The sequence below is a fragment of the Dellaglioa sp. CoH-56-MRSF-14 genome (assembly GCF_056782115.1).
The window spans coordinates 99,961-116,889 of sequence record NZ_JBXAYB010000001.1 but is presented as its reverse complement, the minus strand read 5'-3'; the positions used below and the strand labels follow the sequence as shown (position 1 = coordinate 116,889).

Here is a 16,929-nt window from a genome sequence, read left to right as displayed (position 1 = left end):
CAATAACAAATGGTTTAATGGAAAAAGTACAAAATTGGAGTGAGAGTTAATGGCATATAGAACGCCACCATTTATAACACCTTTTGCAATTGTTTCTATCGTACTTGCATTGGGCGCAACTAACGTTGTTGTTAACAAAACAACGAATACAAACGAAGGAGCAACAGTTTCTTCAGTAGCTTCATCACCGTCGGAAACTAAACCTAAAGTAGACGATAATTCGAGTTCCAAAGAAGTAAGTTCATCTTCTGAGACGAGTTCTTCTGATTCGTCCTCTTCATCAGAAAGTTCAAAAGATGAGTCTAGTAGTTCAAGTGCTGCCGATGAAACATCAAACAAATCAGCAAGTACAAGTGCCGATAATACAACGGATGATAAGAGCGCGGAAACAAGTACCGATGACACAACTGATACAAGTACAGATACTGATACAAATGCGGATAAAGCTAGCTCGGCAACAAGCACAAGTAGTAGCGTGAAGAATACTAAAACGGTAACGACTGACAAAGCCAAAGCCAGTGCAGAAACGACAAATACAGACTAAGGATTAGGAGGTAAATAAATGTTTAGTTTACTAGATTTAGCAAACCATTATTTAGGGTTTATTAATGTTAATTTAAAATTAAAAAATAGAATTTATACTGTTTTAGGCTTTCTTGGTAATTGGTATTTATTGTATATCGCATCACGATATTTCATAAATGGTTATTATGTTAGAGGTAGTTTGTTTATTCTTGCTTTTTTTGTTTTATTATATTTTATTGTTTTAAATGTTATTCATTATTTTACAAATAAAACAACTAAATTTGATCCTTCACCGAAAATTGAAAAATTGTTGGGCGGACCGCCTAAGGAAGAAATTGAAGGAGATAAACGTCGCCGAATGCAACCAGGTTATGTTCAAACGAATGGCCTATTTGATTCTAAAATGCTGATGCCAGCGACACTTAGGACAAATAGAAACGAAAAAGTAAGTATTCAAAAAATTGCTGATCAAATGAAGCAAGTTAAGTATTCAGATTTTGATTATGATGGATTGTCAGATGATGCTATTATAAAAGAAATTCAGAAAACAGGAAAACCAGTGTCAGAGTTAGCACAGCCCGTTGCTTTTCCATTTTTTGAATTAAAAATAGAAGACGAAAAAATGAATGTTTACGCTGGAATGAATCAGATTGATAAACAATTGATTGGTCGCCTAACCCATGTTGGTTTATCTGATATTGAAACGGCTAAAGAACAATATGATATTTACTTAGCAACAGCAACTATTTATGGTGGTAATCAGAAGGTTGCTGGTCGATCATCAGTTATTGAAGAATCACATAAATTTCACGTTAAAGTTCAAATTGCCTATAAAGAAAAAGAAAATTAGTAAAAAAGTGATAGCAAATAACTACATTGCTATCACTTTTTTTGTGATTATATGGTACATTTAAAAAAGACTGCAATTAAACATCCATTTGGTAGTATAATTAAAGTATCACAAAAAAGAATAAAAGAGTTAAGAGAAGGGGATTGAGAGTATGGCAATGATCGAATTTAAAAATGTGGAGAAATATTACGATAAATTTCACGCATTGAAGAATATCAATTTAAAAGTTGAAGCAGGCGAAGTCGTCGTTATTATCGGGCCATCTGGTTCTGGAAAAAGTACATTAATCAGAACTATCAATGGTTTAGAGCAAGTTAACGAGGGGCAACTATTAGTTGATAATTTTGATTTAGCAGATAAGAAAACGAATATTGATAAAATCAGAAAAAATGTTGGGATGGTATTTCAACATTTTAACTTGTACGAAAACAAAACTGTTTTAGAAAATATTATGCTTGCACCACGTTTAGTTTTAAAACGGGATGAAGCTGAAAATAAAAAAATCGCAATGGATTTATTAAAAACAGTTGGACTTGATGATAAAGCACAATCATATCCTAGAATGTTATCAGGTGGACAATCGCAAAGAATTGCCATTGCCCGTAGTCTAGCTATGAAACCTAAGGCGCTATTATTTGATGAACCAACTTCTGCATTAGATCCTGAAACAATTGACGATGTTTTAAAAGTTATGAAAGATATCGCTAAAAATGATGGGATCACAATGATTGTTGTAACTCATGAAATGGGCTTTGCTCGTGAAGTAGCCGATCGTGTTATTTTCATGGCTGATGGTCAAATTCTTGAGGATGATACAACAGTAGAATTTTTCGACAATCCAAAAGAAGAACGTGCAAAAAAATTCTTGAGTAAAATTATTAAACATTAAGGAGCTCAAGACTGTGAGAGTGGGGATTAAAATATGAAACAATTAAGAAAAATTAGCTTATTGTTTATGAGTATAGCTATGGTATTAGTTATTGCAGGCTGTGGAGCGCAAAGTAAAGCCAACATTGCAACAACAGCTAAAGAAACAAAAACAATTAACTGGGGTGTTAAAGCAGATACGAAGTTATTTGGTTTAATGAACATCAAAACCGGTGAAATCCAAGGATTTGATATTGATATTGCTAAGGCAGTGACAAAAAAAATCTTAGGTAAAGATGGTAAAGCTAATTTTGTTCAGGTAACAAGTAAAACAAGAATTCCACTTTTGAAAAATGGAAATATTGATGCAATTATTGCGACGATGTCCATTTCTAAAGATCGTGAAAAACAAGTTGATTTTTCTAACTCTTATTTTGCTGCCGGACAAGCTATTTTAGTTAAAAGAACAAGCTCAATTAAATCCGTAAAAGATTTGAATAAAGACGGTATGGTTGTTTTAGGTGTTAAGGGTTCAACTTCAGTTATTAACATGAAGAAGTATGCACCTAAAGCAGAAGTGCTGGAACTAGATGATTATGCGCAAGCATTAACCGCACTAAAATCTGGTCAAGGTGATGCTTTAACAACTGATAATGGTATTTTATATGGGATGGTTAAAGAGAATTCTGATTTTGCTGTTGTTGGTGGTACTTTTACGCATGAACCTTACGGAATTGCGATTGATAAAGGCCAAGGTGAATTTAAGAATGAAGTTAATAAGGCTTTAGCTGAAATGCGTGCCGATGGCTCGTATGAAAAATTATTAAACAAATGGTTTGGCGATATTCCAGGATTTAGTGTGAAGGAGGCGAGTCAACAATGATTACGATTTTTACAGAACATTGGCAAGCCTTATTAACAGGACTTGGCTATACATTGTGTTCAAGTGTACTCGCATTATTTTTTAGTTTAATTATAGGTTCGTTCTTTGCAATTTTGGAAGAAATGCCATATCGAATTTTAAAAATTATTGCACGTATCTATATTGAAATATTTAGAAATATTCCGTTATTGGTTGTTGCAATGTTTTTCTACGTTGTGGTACCTATGTACGTTACGAATATCAACGGATTTACAGCTGGAACAATCGGACTAACGATTTACACATCTGCCTTTATTGCAGAAACAGTTCGTGCTGGGATTAGAGCTGTTGATCCTGGACAAATGGAAGGTGCTCGCTCAAACGGGTTAACATTCATGCAATCGATGTTTCATATTATTTTACCCCAGGCATTTAAATATGTGATTCCACCTTTGGGTAATCAGTTCATTAATTTGGTAAAAAACTCTTCAGTTTTAGCCTTCGTTGCTGGATTTGATTTAATGTACCAAGGTGATATTATCGCATCAACAACATTTGATACAATCAACACGTACATTATCGTTGGGGTGTTATATTTAATTATCACGATGCCATTAAGTTATTACATGAGACATTTAGAAAAGAAATTAAGTTAAAGGGGGTCTAGAAAAATATGTCAGATTTTATTGCAGCATATAGTTGGGAAAATATTCGCTACTTACTACAAGGATTATTAGTAACAATCGAAGTTTCAGTTATTTCAATTATTTTCAGTTTTATAATTGGCGCTATTCTAGGCCTAACACGATATATTAAAGTAAAACGTTTATCTGCTATAGTTGGTTTTATAATTGATTTAATTCGAAATTTACCATTACTTTTAATCTTATTTTTCGTTTATTTTGGCTTAGCAAATGTTGGTATTCGGTTATCAATTTTCTGGTCAGCAACGTTAGCGATGACCGTTTTCGAATCAGCAATGTTAGCTGAAATCATTCGAAGTGGTATTCAAGCTGTTGAACCCGGACAAATGGAAGGTGCTCGCGCAAATGGTCTAACTTATTGGCAAGGTCTGCGTGTGATTGTCTTACCACAAGCTTTAAAGAAAATGATTCCACCATTGGTTAGTCAATTTATCTCATTAATTAAAGATACGTCATTGGCTACTATCATTGTTTTACCAGAGTTACTGTATCATGCACAATTAGTATACGGTCAAAATACTAATTATGTTATTCCAATGTTCGTCGCTTTAGCAGTGATGTACTTCGTCGTTTGTTATGCACTATCATTGGTTTCAAGATACTTAGAAAGACGCTTAGCGTAGACAATAAAATAAAAATGGTTGTTGAAATCTATATAGATTTTAGCAACCATTTTTATTAGTTAGTAGAATCGGCATAAAATGACGGTTTGTTTGATTGAAAAATAAATTAGAAAGAAGATGATGTCATGGTGAAAATTGCTGTTATTCTAGGGAGTTCAAGAGAGAATTCTATTGGTAAAAGGGTCATTAAGTATATTGAAGGAGTAGCAAAAAATCAGGATAATGTTGAATTTTCATTTCTAAAATTAAGTGACTATCAGTTAACCTTCTTCCACGAAAAATTGGCACCTATGCAAAATGAAAATCGACAACTACCTGAAAATGAAGCACGATGGATAGCGGATGTAGCTGCGGCAGATGGCTTTATTATCTTAACGCCTGAATATAATCATGCTATTCCAGCCGTTTTGAAAAATGCAATCGATTATTTGGCTTTTGAAGGGCAACGTAAACCAGTTAAGATTGTGGGCTACTCAGATAACATGCGCGGTGCACAATTTGCAACAGCTGAATTAGTACCTATTTTGAATCGATTAGGATTTATCACGTTGCCTACGCCAACATTATTGGGAATAGTTGATCAAACATTTAATGAAGATGGACAACTAAATAACGATGCTAAGTTAACAGATTATACAAAAAATAAAATTGCTCAGACTTTGCAAGAAATTAAATTTTATACACAACTTTTTGTGAATAATCCTTTTCCCGGAAAATGATGAATTAAAAATAAAAATGTGTAATGACAATAGCTGTCATTACACATTTTTTATTATAGATCTTTATTTTTATGTGTTTCGTATAAATAAACCGGGATACCAAGTGCAACAATTGTAAATGAAATTAAAACACCTACAATATCTGATTGAACTTCGCTAACTAAAACGAAGGCTGCACCTAAGATAGCAACAATAGGTGTTATGGGGAACAATGGAACTGAGAAAACACGTTTTAAATCTGTTCCTTTATTCCGACGGCGTAAGATAAAGAGGCCGACGAAAGTCATAACATAAAAGCAATAAACTGTAAAAATACAAATTTCAGATAAGCGATCAGCATCAAAAAATAAAATCATAATCGCTGCAATACTTAAAGCCACACATGTTGCAATAACAGGTGAATGTGATTTTGGATGTAAATAAGATATTTCTTTATGGAAAGGTAATTGTTTGTTCTTACCCATTGCCCACATAATTCGAGGGAATGTCATGATTTTACCGTTCATACAACCAAGAATAGAAATAATGACACCGATATTCATAATTTTTCCACCAAGTTGGCCAAAGGCAATCTTAGCAAATTGTGGTGTTGCATTTTCGCCTAGTTGATGGATTTGACTAGCAGGCATGACACGCATAATACTGAACGAAACAAGAATATAAATAAGAAGAACAATTGAAATTCCTAAAACAATAGCTCTAGGTAATGTCTTTTTAGGATTTTTAATTTCATCACCCATATTAGCAATCAGAATCCAACCATCATAAGCAAATAAAGTAGCTAGTATACCAACACCAAAATTATTTGTAGAGTGACTGACAGTTGCAACAGATTGGCCAAGTGCATTTGCATTGCCAAAAAATAAACCAAAAATAATAATAGCAGCAATAGGGAATAATTTACAAATAGTTGTAATAATCTGGAATGAAGCACCATAACGATTTGATAGCATATTTAGGAAGCCAATAGAAATGACTGCAATTAATGCGATTAAATGAGAATAACCAGCTGGAATACTAAAGAAATCTACTATTAAAATAGCAAGGTACGCGCCTAACGCAGCAATCATAGCTGGTCCATACACGATAACTTGCATCCAACCAGCTAAGAAACCCCAAATTTTACCGTAAATTTTTTCCATGTAGATATATAATCCACCGGTTTCTGGAATTTGAGATCCAATTTCAGCAACAGTTAGTCCAGCGGTTAAGGTTATGATACCACCACATAGCCATGCGAGCAGGGCATTTGTAGTAGAGCCGGTGTAGTCAAGTACCGAAGCTTGTTTAAAGAAGATACCAGAACCAATAACAGTTCCGATTACGATTGATAATGCTGACCATAGACCTAACGATCTGTTAAGTCCAACTGCTGGTTTTTTTTCCAAAATTGAATCCTCCTTTTCTAAAATGAATAGTTGCATTTTAGCATAACAGCGGGAATCATGCAATAAACTAGATATGATTATGACGACAAAAAAGAGTGCGTGAATCGGCTATTTCAGACCGATTCACGCACTCTTTTTATAGAATTATTTTAAACGATGTAATCTTGCAATTGGGTTGCAATAGTTTTTGTTGCATCAATCTTTAATTTTGTACCTGATTCTTCATAATCTGTTTCTAAGATAGTTGCCTTTTCATTGATTAAATCAACAAGTTGACCTTTATCAAATGGGATAAGAACAGTCATAATTTCGTTATCTTTAAAGACATTCTTTTTAATGATATCTACTAATTGATTAAGTGATTTTTCATCACGCGCACTATAAGTGAATTTATCATCTGAGAAAGTAGGATAATCAATATTTGCTAAATCAGCTTTATTATAGGCATAAATCATCGGAATGTTTTCGACGCCAATAGCTTTTAATGTATCTTCAGTTGTTTGAATCATTTCCTCAGCATGTTTATCAGCCACGTCAATCACTTGGATAAGTAAATCAGCTTGTGCAGCTTCAGCCAAGGTTGTACGGAAAGCTTTTACTAATTGGTGAGGCAATTTGCTGACAAAACCAACAGTATCGCTCAATAAAATTTGTTTTTTATCTTCAAATTGAATATTACGGACACTTGTATCTAATGTAGCAAACAACATATTCTTTTCAAAAACTTGTTTGTCATCATCTTGTCCGATTAGACGAAGCAAGCCGTTCATTGTCGTTGATTTACCTGAATTAGTATAACCAACTAATGCAACAGTCGGAATACCAGATTTATCACGTTGTTTACGTCTAGTAGATTCTTCTTTGTCCATTTCAGCAAGATCTTTTTTAATGTGGTTAATCCGATTTTCAATCACACGACGATCTAATTCAATCTTCGTTTCGCCAGCACCACGGTTAGCGAGTCCACCACCAGATTGTTGATCTAGTTTATCTTGCATCCCTCTTAAACGAGGTAACTGATATTGAAGTTGAGCCATTTGAACTTGGAGTTTTGCTTCGCGTGATTGTGCTCTTGAAGCAAAAATAGCTAAAATCAGGCCTGTACGATCCATAACTTCCATACCTGATGCAGCTTCAAGGTTACGAATTTGAGTTGGTGATAATTCGTCGTTTACAACTAAAATTTTCACACCTTGTGCTTCACTTTCAGTCTTGAATTCTTCAGCTTTACCTTTACCAAAGTAAAGGGCAGCAGTTGGTCGATCTAATTTCTGACGAATGTCTTCAACAGCATGCATGTTGTTAGCTTCGACTAATGCAGCTAATTCAGACATTGTATAATCTAAATTTTCACGTTGTTTTTCGATACCAGCAATGAAAACGTCAATAACTGGTATTTCTGTAGAATAAGTTTCTTTCATGAGAACCTCCTCGTGGAACTTAATTAATAGGTTAAGTATAACATTTATTCAAAAAAATATTCGAACATCAAAATAAGTTAACTGAATTAAATGAGAATTAATGAATAAAAATGGCCAAACTCTCATTTTAACAACGTGCAAATGTTATGAGTTGAATATTTTATATAGTTAAACGGCTTTTTTAAAGGCGCTTGAATCTCTTTTTAATTAAATTAGAGTTTAATGTTGATTTTAATCTTTTTCTAATGTAAGATAAACCTACGTTAAGAAAAGGTAAATAAAAAAGGAGAGGTCATATTATGAAGTTAAAGTCAGTTTTGAAATTAAGTGGTGTGCTAGCATTGTCTGTCATTGTCTTGGCAGCGTGTGGATCTAAATCTTCATCTTCAGATAGTAAAGAACTCGCTGATAAACAGGTTATTAATTGGTCTGAAACAGCTGAATTACCATCGATGGATTTATCGACAGCAACGGATACAGTTAGCTTTAACATGTTGAACAATACTAATGAAGGTTTATACAGAATTGGTAAGAACAGTAAAGTGTCAAATGCACTTGCAACTAAAACAACCGTTTCAAAAGATGGCATGACTTATACATTTAAACTTCGTGATTCAAAATGGAGCAACGGAGACGATGTAACGGCTAAAGATTTTGTTTATTCATGGCAACGGACCGTTAATCCTAAGACAGCTTCACAATATGGTTACCTCTTCTCAGGGATTAAAAATTATGATGCAATCAGCGCGGGTAAGATGGCGCCATCAACATTGGGAATCAAAGCAACTGACAAACATACATTAGTTGTAACACTTGATAAAAAAGTACCATATTTCAAATTATTGATGGGCTTCCCAACGTTCTATCCACAAAATCAAAAAGTTGTTGAAAAGTATGGTTCTAAATATGGCACACAAAGCAAATACATGGTTTACAATGGTCCATTTACATTAAATGATTGGACAGGAACTAACTTAACTTGGGACCTAAAGAAAAATGACACTTATTGGGATAAAAAAGCAGTTAAGCTAACACAAATGAATTTCCAAGTTTCTAAAGATAATACAACAAGCTATAATTTATACCAAAGTCAAAAATTAGATATGACGAATTTATCTGCTGAACAAGCTAAAACATTGAAAACAGATAAAGACTATATCACACGTAAACAAGCATCAACGTTCTACTTACAATACAATCAAAAGAATAAATTATTTAATAACCAAAAGATTCGTCAAGCTATTTCATTAGTTATCAACAGAAAACAATTTGTTGATAAAATTTTAGGGGATGGCTCAACTGTTGCGACAGGTTTAGTATCATCAGGTCTTGCTTCAAATCCTAAAACAGGCGAAGATTTTGCAAAAGAATCAACCGTTAAATCAACTGCAAATACAGACATTGCAAAAGCAAAAGAATTATGGAAAGCAGGATTAAAAGAAGTTGGTGTTACAAAAGCTAGTTTCTCACTTCTAAGTGATGATACTGATAAAGCTAAGAAAACAAATGAATTTTTACAAAATGCGATTGAAGATAACTTAGATGGTGCGGATGTAACATTAACAAATATCCCATTCAAATCACGTTTAGCAAAATCAACTAGTGGTGATTTCGATATTGTTGTTACAGCATGGGGTGCTGATTTCTCAGACCCAATCTCATTCTTAGATTTATTTACTTCAGATAATTCACAAAATGCAGGTAAATGGAAAAATAGTGAATATGATGCATTGATTAAAGCTTCAAAAACAACAGATGCAAGTAATGCAGATAAACGTTGGGATGATTTAGTTAAGGCTGAAAAAATCTTGATGAAAGATCAAGGAATTGCACCTCTTTACCAAATGGCTCAAGCTCAATTATTAAGATCAACAGTTAAAGGTGTTATCTACAATGGAGCTGGTATCAATTACAATTTCAAAGATGCTTATGTTACTAAATAATTAATTAACGTGTTAAAATTTAACAAGTGAGAGTTAGCTACCACGGCTAATTCTGACTTGTTTTAATTACATAATAAAGCAAAAGTGAGGGTCAGAATTATGGGTAAATACCTAGTTAAACGAATTTTTTATATGCTACTGACGTTGTTTTTAGTCGCAACCATTACCTTCTTTTTAATGAAGTTAATGCCTGGATCACCTTATGCGAATCAGCAAAAAATGACAACTGAGCAATTACAGATTATGAATGAACAATATGGATTGAATAAACCCGTATGGCAACAATATCTCATTTACTTAGTGGGATTAGTTAAGGGTGATTTAGGAACGTCATTCCAATACAGTAATCAACCTGTGTCATACCTAATTTCAAGCCGTATTGGACCATCCGGACAACTTGGATTACAAGCTATCATCTTCGGAATAGTTATTGGAATTGTGATTGGTGCCATTGGTGCGATTAACAAAAATACTTGGATTGATACTTCTTCAACAATTTTATCAATCTTAGGTATCTCAATTCCTTCTTTCGTCTTAGCTGTTTTATTACAGTATTACGTAGGATTAAAGTTAGGCTGGTTACCAATTGCTGATTGGGGCGGATTCAGTTACACGATTCTACCGACAATTGCTTTAGGGGTTGGCCCACTGGCGGAGACGGCCAGGTTCATTCGAACCGAGATGGTGGATGTCCTAAGCAGTGATTACATTGAACTGGCTAAGGCTAAAGGATTAACAAAGTTTGGCGTTGTATTCCACCATGCTTTACGTAATAGTTTAATTCCTTTAGTAACATTAATCGGCCCTTATACGGTTGCATTAATGACTGGTTCAATGGTTGTTGAAAATATATTCTCAATTCCTGGAATTGGTGAACAATTCGTAAAATCAATTTTGACAAATGATTTCCCCACAATCATGGGTGTTACAATGCTTTATTCAGCTGGACTAGTAGTTGTTATCTTATTAACAGATATCATTTACGGTATTATTGACCCAAGAATTCGATTAACTGGAAGGAGAAATTAACGATGGCAGATAAAATTGACCTACCAGTAGATGCATTTGAACCGTTAGATAAAAATAACGCTATTGATAATGAAAAAATTGCTGCACCGTCGTTGACTTTCGTTCAGGATGCTTGGCGTCGGTTGAAGAAAAATAAAGGGGCTTTTATCTCACTTTGGGTCCTGGTTGCAATTTTTATTTTGGCATTTGGATCCCCCATTTTAGCACCACATAGTGCAACAGAACAAAATGTTGAGTATACAAATTTACCACCTAAAATTCCTGGTGTACCAATAGATGGATTAAATGGAAAGTTAAAAACATCATCAGGTAGCTGGTATGATGCTTATGAACAAAATAGTATTCCAAAAGATAAATACTTTATTTTAGGAACGGATGTTTTTGGACGTGATTTGTTATCAAGAATTATGTATGGAACTAAGATTTCCTTAATCGTGGCACTAGTTGCTGCATTAGTCGATTTAGGAGTCGGTGTTGCTTATGGAATCTTGTCCGGTTGGCGTGGCGGACGTGTTGATACATTCATGCAGCGAATCATCGAAATTATTTCATCGGTACCTAACTTGGTCGTTATTGTTTTAATGTTATTGGTTTTCAAACCAGGTTTAACATCAATTATTTTAGCAATTGCAGTGACTGGTTGGACAACGATGGCTCGATTAGTTCGGGCACAAACGTTGAAATTAAAAGATCAAGAATATATTCTTGCAGCTCGAACTTTAGGCGAGTCACCCGTAAAAATTGCAGTGAAACATTTACTACCTAACTTATCGAGTGTGATTATTATTCAAACAATGTTTACAATTCCTAGTGCTATTTTCTTCGAAGCTTTCTTAAGTTTCATCGGAATTGGGATTAGTGCTCCTCAAGCTTCACTTGGGTCATTATTGAATGATGGTCAAAAGAATTTCCAGTTTTTACCATACCAAATGTGGTATCCAGCAATTGTTTTATGTATTATCATGGTTGCCTTCAACTTATTAGGTGATGGACTCCGTGATGCCTTTGATCCAAAAACGAAAGAGTAGGTGTTGAAAAATGGCAGAAAATATTTTAGAAGTTAACAATCTAGAAATTAATTTTCATACGTATGCTGGAGATGTTAAAGCCATACGTGATGTTAGTTTTCATCTGGCTAAAGGTGAAACTTTAGCAATCGTTGGTGAATCAGGTTCCGGTAAATCCGTTACAACAAAAAGTTTAATGGGATTATTAGCTAATAATGCAGAAGTTATGGGTGGAGAAATTCTTTTTCATGGTGAAGATTTACTTAAAAAATCAGAAAAACAAATGGAAAACATTCGTGGTAAAGATATCGCAATGATTTTCCAAGACCCAATGACTTCTTTAGATCCTACTATGAGAATTGGTAGACAAATTGCTGAACCATTAATGAAGCATAAACATGTAAAAAAAGAAAAAGCAATGGCGCAAGCCTTGGAAATTTTGAAGTTAGTTGGGATTACAGATGCTAAAAAACGCTTTAAGGACTATCCACATCAATTTTCTGGTGGTCAACGCCAACGAATTGTTATTGCGATTTCATTAGTTTGTTATCCAGAAATTTTAATTGCTGATGAACCAACAACAGCTTTAGATGTAACCATCCAAGCACAGATTTTGGAATTAATGAAAGAATTACAAGCAAAAATTGAAACATCAATTATTTTCATTACCCATGATCTAGGGGTTGTTGCTGGTATGGCTAATCGTGTAGCGGTTATGTATGCAGGTCGGATTGTTGAATATGGGACAGTCGATGAGGTCTTTTATAACCCACAACATCCATATACTTGGGGCTTATTGAATTCAATGCCAACACTTGATAGTGAACATCTGTACGCAATTCCAGGTACACCTCCTGATTTATTGGATCCACCAAAAGGGGATGCATTTGCCGCTCGGAATGAGTACGCTATGAAGATTGATACAGAACAACAACCACCATTCTTCGATGTTTCACCAACACATGCAGCAGCTACATGGTTGTTGCATCCAGATGCACCTAAAGTAACGCCGCCAGTTGAAATTCAAAGACGGTATAAAATTTTTGCAAAACAACAAGAAACAAAAATTAAAGCGAATCAAAATTTGGTAGAAAACTAAGGAAGGGGAGCTGAACATAGTGGAACAAAAGAAAAATAAAATTTTAAAAGTCCGTCATTTAAAACAATATTTTAATGTCGGCAAACCAGACGAAGTGAAAGCTATCGATGATATTTCATTTGATATTTATGAAGGCGAGACATTTGGCTTGGTGGGCGAGTCAGGGTCTGGTAAAACAACAACAGGTCGTAGTATCATCAATTTATATGAACCAACTGATGGTAAAATTGATTTTGATGGTGTTGATATTCGTAAAATTAAGTCTAAAAAAGATAAATTACAATTTCGCCGTGACATGCAAATGATTTTTCAAGATCCATATGCATCACTAAATCCACGAATGAAAGTTAAAGATATTGTGGCAGAAGGAATAGATATTCACCATTTAGCTGCCAATGATGAAGCACGTGCGAAACGTGTTGAAGAATTATTAGAAACAGTTGGATTGAATAAAGATCATTCTAGCCGCTACCCCCATGAATTTTCAGGTGGCCAACGCCAACGTATTGGTATTGCTCGTGCTTTAGCTGTAGAACCTAAGTTTATCATCGCAGATGAACCTATTTCTGCATTAGATGTTTCAATTCAAGCGCAGGTTGTTAATTTGTTGAAGGAATTACAAATTGAACATAACTTAACATATTTGTTTATTGCACATGATTTATCAATGGTTAAATATATCAGTGATCGAATTGGTGTGATGCATTATGGTAAGTTATTAGAAATAGCTCCTGCAGACGAAATATATACACATCCTTTACACGATTATACAGCCAGTTTAATCTCGGCCGTTCCTGTTCCTGACCCTGAATTTGAACGTAATCGCATTCCAGTACCATACGATTCGTCAGTTGAGGCAGATGGTAAAAAACGTCGAATGGTTGAAATTTCGCCAGAACATTTTGTTTTAGCAAGTGAAGATGAAATCCCTATGTATAAGGAACGAGCTGCCAATACTTTGGCAGAAGAAGCTGAATAATAAATCAGAAAGATCTTTTCAAGAATTTTTGAAAAGGTCTTTTTTGATTTTAAAAAGGGTGTAAACTATTAATTGTATGAGTATCTTAAATATATTAAAGGAAGTATAAAAATTTTAGGTAATTATGCATAAAATAATGTATACTAGATGTATTAGAATTAGGTAACGACATAACTATTTTTTGATTTGGGAATGAATAAAAGGTTCAACTAAAACGTTATGTGGAACAAAGGGTTTTATATGGTGGGGAGAATGGGAGCACCCAACATGATAGATGATACAGAAGTATATAATGAAGCGTACAAAGAATTACCGTATGATGTACAATTACTTTTTCAAGAGGGGCGTCTCTGCGAAAAAGATAATGATTTAGCCGTATTATTCGATTTATTTATTAAAAGTACAATTAATTTTACTGAATTCTATGGATTTAACGATGATAGAAAGCAGCTATTTGATGAATTGAAACAAAATCCAGAAGAGGCCGCGCAGTTAATTAAGCAATATCGGTATTATCGTAATTGGTTCGAAAAATATCAGGCTAATGTTAATTGTTTTTCGAAATTAAGATTTCTAACTGTCTGTGAATGGTATGATGGTCAACAAGCATATGCAAGTAATAATTAAGAAATGCTATCATACAAGAAATTAAGTAAAAAAAAGTTAGAATATAAAATTAATTTAACTTAAAATGCGAACTTAAAATATACGGCAAGCTTAACAATATTGTTAAGCTTTTTTTGTTTTTATAAGACGCAGAAAAAATTAAAATAGATAACAAGCCAAGTGCTTGTTATCGATGAGAAGGGTGTGGTATATTAATTGCAATTATCGGGGGGTAATCGAATGAGTTTAGGTGAAGGAATAAAAAATGTAAACGCATTACCGTATGATGTGAGGCTATTATTAGAGGAAAGAAATATTCCGGAGAATCAAATGAGTTGGGAAATTATTTCTGATGTGTTTCTTGAAAGTATTGCGACTTACACAGCATTTTATGGATTTAATGAGGATCGTAGAGCGCTATTCAATGATTTAAAAAATGATAAAAATGAGGCCAATCAAATTATAACAACCTATAAAGAATATCGTGAGTGGTTTAAATACTATCACGTTCATTTTGAAAATCTAGAAGATGTGAGGTTTTTAACGATTTGTGAGTCAATAGGTGTAGATGGCATAATAATAAAAGATTAAATTCAAAAACGCTATGACTACTTTTAATTAAGTAGTCATAGCGTTTTTGAATTTAATCTTTAATACCATCTCTTTTACGTTCACGTTCAGCAATCATTGGCATAATGAATCCAAGACCGATAAGAACAACGACACTAATAATATTGATGGCTAACTGGTAGTAGAATAGTGAGCTACCCATCTCGACATCTTGAGGAATAATCCCAAAGACTGTTGCCAAAACAGTAACAACTAAGCACCATAAACCAACAGCGTAAGCTAATTTGTCATTTTTAATGAAGACATATTCTGATGGATATTTAGCACTATTTTTACGGATCTGCATGAAGGCGAAGAAAATCCAACAAGTGACACCTGGTGAAATAATTCCATTCAAGTTCAGTAACCAATTAAAGATTGTATTCATATCTGGCAAGAAGACACCCAAGAAGAGAATGAAGGCACTTAAAGTACAAGTTAAAATGTACCCATTAATTGGTAAACCATCTTTGTTAACTTTAAGTAATTTCTTAGGCATATAACGAGCGCCTGTGTCAGAGATAAGCATGCGAGTCATAGCGTCAAGAAGAACAGCTAGAAGAGCACACATGTACACAATTTGAGTAATAGCGAAGGCATACATTAACCAACTACCCATATGAAATTGATCTCCTAAACGAAGGAATGCGTAGTACGAACCATTCATTTTAAAATCATTAGGAATGTTATGGGCATTGAAGAAAATCCCAAGTGCGAATGAGCCGAAAACTGTTAAGAAGATTGTCATAACGGTTAACATAATCATGGCTTTAGGGAAATCTTTTTTAGGTTTTTTCATTTTTGTGACAAATGGCGCAATTAATTCTGCACCATTAATCGCATAAATTAATAAACCAATTGTTGTGAAATAATGTAAATCAAATTTAGGAATTAGTGTGTGCCAGCTCATATTTGTTGTTGCAATACGACCTGAAGGTGTTAATAATGAGCCAAATGCCATTACAACATATAAAATTGTGAGGATGAACATGGTACCACCACCAATAAGACCTAAAAATTCTAATGAACCTTTGAAGAAACGTTGAACAAAAATGAAACCAACGAAGATTACTAATGTTATTAACGCGAACATAGCTGTTGATAAACTATCTTCGAGTGCATTACTTCCGTTAAATAACCAACCAAAGCCAACAACGACTGAATTAGCGGTATCAACAACGTAAGGAATCGAAGCAGCCCAATAAGTCCATGCCGTAAAGTAACCTAGTTTTTCGCCACGAGTTCCGCGAACCCATGAACTTAAACCGCCACCTTCTGAATTAAAGACGGAACCTAATTGTCCTACCATTAAAGAATAGGGAATTACATATAATAGCAATAAAATGATCCAAGATGTAATAACGCCCATACCTTGATTTTGAAAGTTATAGACGATATCGTCGAAGCCAATAACTGTTACGAATGACATTAATGCCAAAACTGGCCACGATATAAATGTTTTTTTCTCGTTTTCCATAAGTACCTCCCGTGATAAATAACTATGTAAATTAAACTAACAATTTATAAGTATAGTGAACTGACTAATTAATTTCCATGAAAAATTAAATTAATATAAAATGTAATCGTTTTAATGAGAATTAAGTTAAGAATTAACGATAATAAAAATTGCTATTTAATGTGTACTATGTATAATAGTACACATATAGTAAAATGATAAATATAAATGGAGGACTAATA

17 protein-coding genes are annotated in these 16,929 nt (G+C 33.9%); 14 read left to right on the top strand and 3 right to left on the bottom strand.

The genetic code is table 11. The features are described 5' to 3' along the window. Positions 1–49 precede the first annotated feature (49 nt). The 7 genes from AC1RPX_RS00530 (at position 50) to AC1RPX_RS00500 (ending at position 5,150) form a co-directional block, all read left to right on the top strand. Positions 50–544 (top strand): hypothetical protein, encoded by a 495-nt coding sequence (locus tag AC1RPX_RS00530; RefSeq protein WP_481760932.1) that lies wholly within the window; start codon positions 50–52, stop codon positions 542–544. 18 nt (positions 545–562) lie between these two features. Beyond that, on the top strand, positions 563–1,375 hold the full coding sequence (locus AC1RPX_RS00525; RefSeq protein WP_481760931.1) for a DUF6681 family protein: 813 nt from the start codon (positions 563–565) through the stop codon (positions 1,373–1,375). A gap of 151 nt (positions 1,376–1,526) precedes the next feature. After that, positions 1,527–2,264, top strand: a complete 738-nt coding sequence (locus tag AC1RPX_RS00520; RefSeq protein ID WP_409021667.1) for an amino acid ABC transporter ATP-binding protein — start codon at positions 1,527–1,529, stop codon at positions 2,262–2,264. Between the two features lie 33 nt (positions 2,265–2,297). Further along, on the top strand, positions 2,298–3,125 hold the full coding sequence (locus AC1RPX_RS00515; RefSeq protein ID WP_481760930.1) for a glutamate ABC transporter substrate-binding protein: 828 nt from the start codon (positions 2,298–2,300) through the stop codon (positions 3,123–3,125). Continuing rightward, entirely contained in the window at positions 3,122–3,760 is a 639-nt protein-coding gene (locus AC1RPX_RS00510; protein WP_481760929.1) for an amino acid ABC transporter permease, read from the top strand. The genes AC1RPX_RS00515 and AC1RPX_RS00510 overlap by 4 nt, the downstream gene beginning before the upstream one ends. A gap of 17 nt (positions 3,761–3,777) precedes the next feature. Next, positions 3,778–4,431, top strand: a complete 654-nt coding sequence (locus AC1RPX_RS00505; RefSeq protein ID WP_409021664.1) for an amino acid ABC transporter permease — start codon at positions 3,778–3,780, stop codon at positions 4,429–4,431. A gap of 125 nt (positions 4,432–4,556) precedes the next feature. Then, positions 4,557–5,150, top strand: a complete 594-nt coding sequence (locus AC1RPX_RS00500; protein ID WP_481760928.1) for an NADPH-dependent FMN reductase — start codon at positions 4,557–4,559, stop codon at positions 5,148–5,150. 53 nt (positions 5,151–5,203) lie between these two features. Here AC1RPX_RS00500 and AC1RPX_RS00495 read toward each other — a convergent pair whose 3' ends face one another. Together AC1RPX_RS00495 and hflX are read right to left on the bottom strand one after the other, a co-directional pair. Next, positions 5,204–6,541: an APC family permease gene (locus tag AC1RPX_RS00495; protein WP_481761139.1), complete on the bottom strand. Its 1,338-nt coding sequence runs from the start codon at positions 6,539–6,541 to the stop codon at positions 5,204–5,206. Positions 6,542–6,687: 146 nt separating this feature from the next. Beyond that, positions 6,688–7,959 (bottom strand): GTPase HflX, encoded by a 1,272-nt coding sequence (gene hflX / locus AC1RPX_RS00490; protein ID WP_481760927.1) that lies wholly within the window; start codon positions 7,957–7,959, stop codon positions 6,688–6,690. A 299-nt stretch (positions 7,960–8,258) separates the two neighbouring features. On the opposite strand from hflX, the gene AC1RPX_RS00485 reads away from it, so the two are divergent. From AC1RPX_RS00485 to AC1RPX_RS00455, 7 genes are all read left to right on the top strand, one after another. Then, positions 8,259–9,902 (top strand): peptide ABC transporter substrate-binding protein, encoded by a 1,644-nt coding sequence (locus AC1RPX_RS00485; RefSeq protein ID WP_481760926.1) that lies wholly within the window; start codon positions 8,259–8,261, stop codon positions 9,900–9,902. A 99-nt stretch (positions 9,903–10,001) separates the two neighbouring features. Then, positions 10,002–10,931, top strand: coding sequence for an oligopeptide ABC transporter permease (gene opp3b / locus AC1RPX_RS00480; protein ID WP_409021660.1), 930 nt, complete (start codon positions 10,002–10,004; stop codon positions 10,929–10,931). A 2-nt stretch (positions 10,932–10,933) separates the two neighbouring features. Then, positions 10,934–11,959 (top strand): oligopeptide ABC transporter permease, encoded by a 1,026-nt coding sequence (opp3C, locus tag AC1RPX_RS00475; protein WP_481760925.1) that lies wholly within the window; start codon positions 10,934–10,936, stop codon positions 11,957–11,959. 10 nt (positions 11,960–11,969) lie between these two features. Continuing rightward, positions 11,970–13,037 (top strand): ABC transporter ATP-binding protein, encoded by a 1,068-nt coding sequence (locus tag AC1RPX_RS00470; protein WP_481760924.1) that lies wholly within the window; start codon positions 11,970–11,972, stop codon positions 13,035–13,037. Between the two features lie 19 nt (positions 13,038–13,056). Next, positions 13,057–14,016, top strand: a complete 960-nt coding sequence (locus tag AC1RPX_RS00465; RefSeq protein WP_481760923.1) for an ABC transporter ATP-binding protein — start codon at positions 13,057–13,059, stop codon at positions 14,014–14,016. A gap of 267 nt (positions 14,017–14,283) precedes the next feature. After that, entirely contained in the window at positions 14,284–14,643 is a 360-nt protein-coding gene (locus AC1RPX_RS00460) for a hypothetical protein (protein ID WP_481760922.1), read from the top strand. Positions 14,644–14,862: 219 nt separating this feature from the next. Next, positions 14,863–15,213 (top strand): hypothetical protein, encoded by a 351-nt coding sequence (locus AC1RPX_RS00455; RefSeq protein WP_481760921.1) that lies wholly within the window; start codon positions 14,863–14,865, stop codon positions 15,211–15,213. Positions 15,214–15,265: 52 nt separating this feature from the next. Here AC1RPX_RS00455 and AC1RPX_RS00450 read toward each other — a convergent pair whose 3' ends face one another. Continuing rightward, positions 15,266–16,708, bottom strand: a complete 1,443-nt coding sequence (locus AC1RPX_RS00450; protein ID WP_481760920.1) for an APC family permease — start codon at positions 16,706–16,708, stop codon at positions 15,266–15,268. Positions 16,709–16,929 lie beyond the last annotated feature (221 nt).

What these genes read in the sequence shown, in the direction of transcription:
- AC1RPX_RS00530 (WP_481760932.1), top strand. Translation starts at nt 50, where the DNA reads ATGGCATATAGAACGCCACCATTTATAACACCTTTTGCAATTGTTTCT.
- AC1RPX_RS00525 (WP_481760931.1), top strand. Translation starts at nt 563, where the DNA reads ATGTTTAGTTTACTAGATTTAGCAAACCATTATTTAGGGTTTATTAAT.
- AC1RPX_RS00520 (WP_409021667.1), top strand. Translation starts at nt 1,527, where the DNA reads ATGGCAATGATCGAATTTAAAAATGTGGAGAAATATTACGATAAATTT.
- AC1RPX_RS00515 (WP_481760930.1), top strand. Translation starts at nt 2,298, where the DNA reads ATGAAACAATTAAGAAAAATTAGCTTATTGTTTATGAGTATAGCTATG.
- AC1RPX_RS00510 (WP_481760929.1), top strand. Translation starts at nt 3,122, where the DNA reads ATGATTACGATTTTTACAGAACATTGGCAAGCCTTATTAACAGGACTT.
- AC1RPX_RS00505 (WP_409021664.1), top strand. Translation starts at nt 3,778, where the DNA reads ATGTCAGATTTTATTGCAGCATATAGTTGGGAAAATATTCGCTACTTA.
- AC1RPX_RS00500 (WP_481760928.1), top strand. Translation starts at nt 4,557, where the DNA reads ATGGTGAAAATTGCTGTTATTCTAGGGAGTTCAAGAGAGAATTCTATT.
- hflX (WP_481760927.1), bottom strand. Translation starts at nt 7,959, where the DNA reads ATGAAAGAAACTTATTCTACAGAAATACCAGTTATTGACGTTTTCATT.
- AC1RPX_RS00485 (WP_481760926.1), top strand. Translation starts at nt 8,259, where the DNA reads ATGAAGTTAAAGTCAGTTTTGAAATTAAGTGGTGTGCTAGCATTGTCT.
- opp3b (WP_409021660.1), top strand. Translation starts at nt 10,002, where the DNA reads ATGGGTAAATACCTAGTTAAACGAATTTTTTATATGCTACTGACGTTG.
- opp3C (WP_481760925.1), top strand. Translation starts at nt 10,934, where the DNA reads ATGGCAGATAAAATTGACCTACCAGTAGATGCATTTGAACCGTTAGAT.
- AC1RPX_RS00470 (WP_481760924.1), top strand. Translation starts at nt 11,970, where the DNA reads ATGGCAGAAAATATTTTAGAAGTTAACAATCTAGAAATTAATTTTCAT.
- AC1RPX_RS00460 (WP_481760922.1), top strand. Translation starts at nt 14,284, where the DNA reads ATGATAGATGATACAGAAGTATATAATGAAGCGTACAAAGAATTACCG.
- AC1RPX_RS00455 (WP_481760921.1), top strand. Translation starts at nt 14,863, where the DNA reads ATGAGTTTAGGTGAAGGAATAAAAAATGTAAACGCATTACCGTATGAT.
- AC1RPX_RS00450 (WP_481760920.1), bottom strand. Translation starts at nt 16,708, where the DNA reads ATGGAAAACGAGAAAAAAACATTTATATCGTGGCCAGTTTTGGCATTA.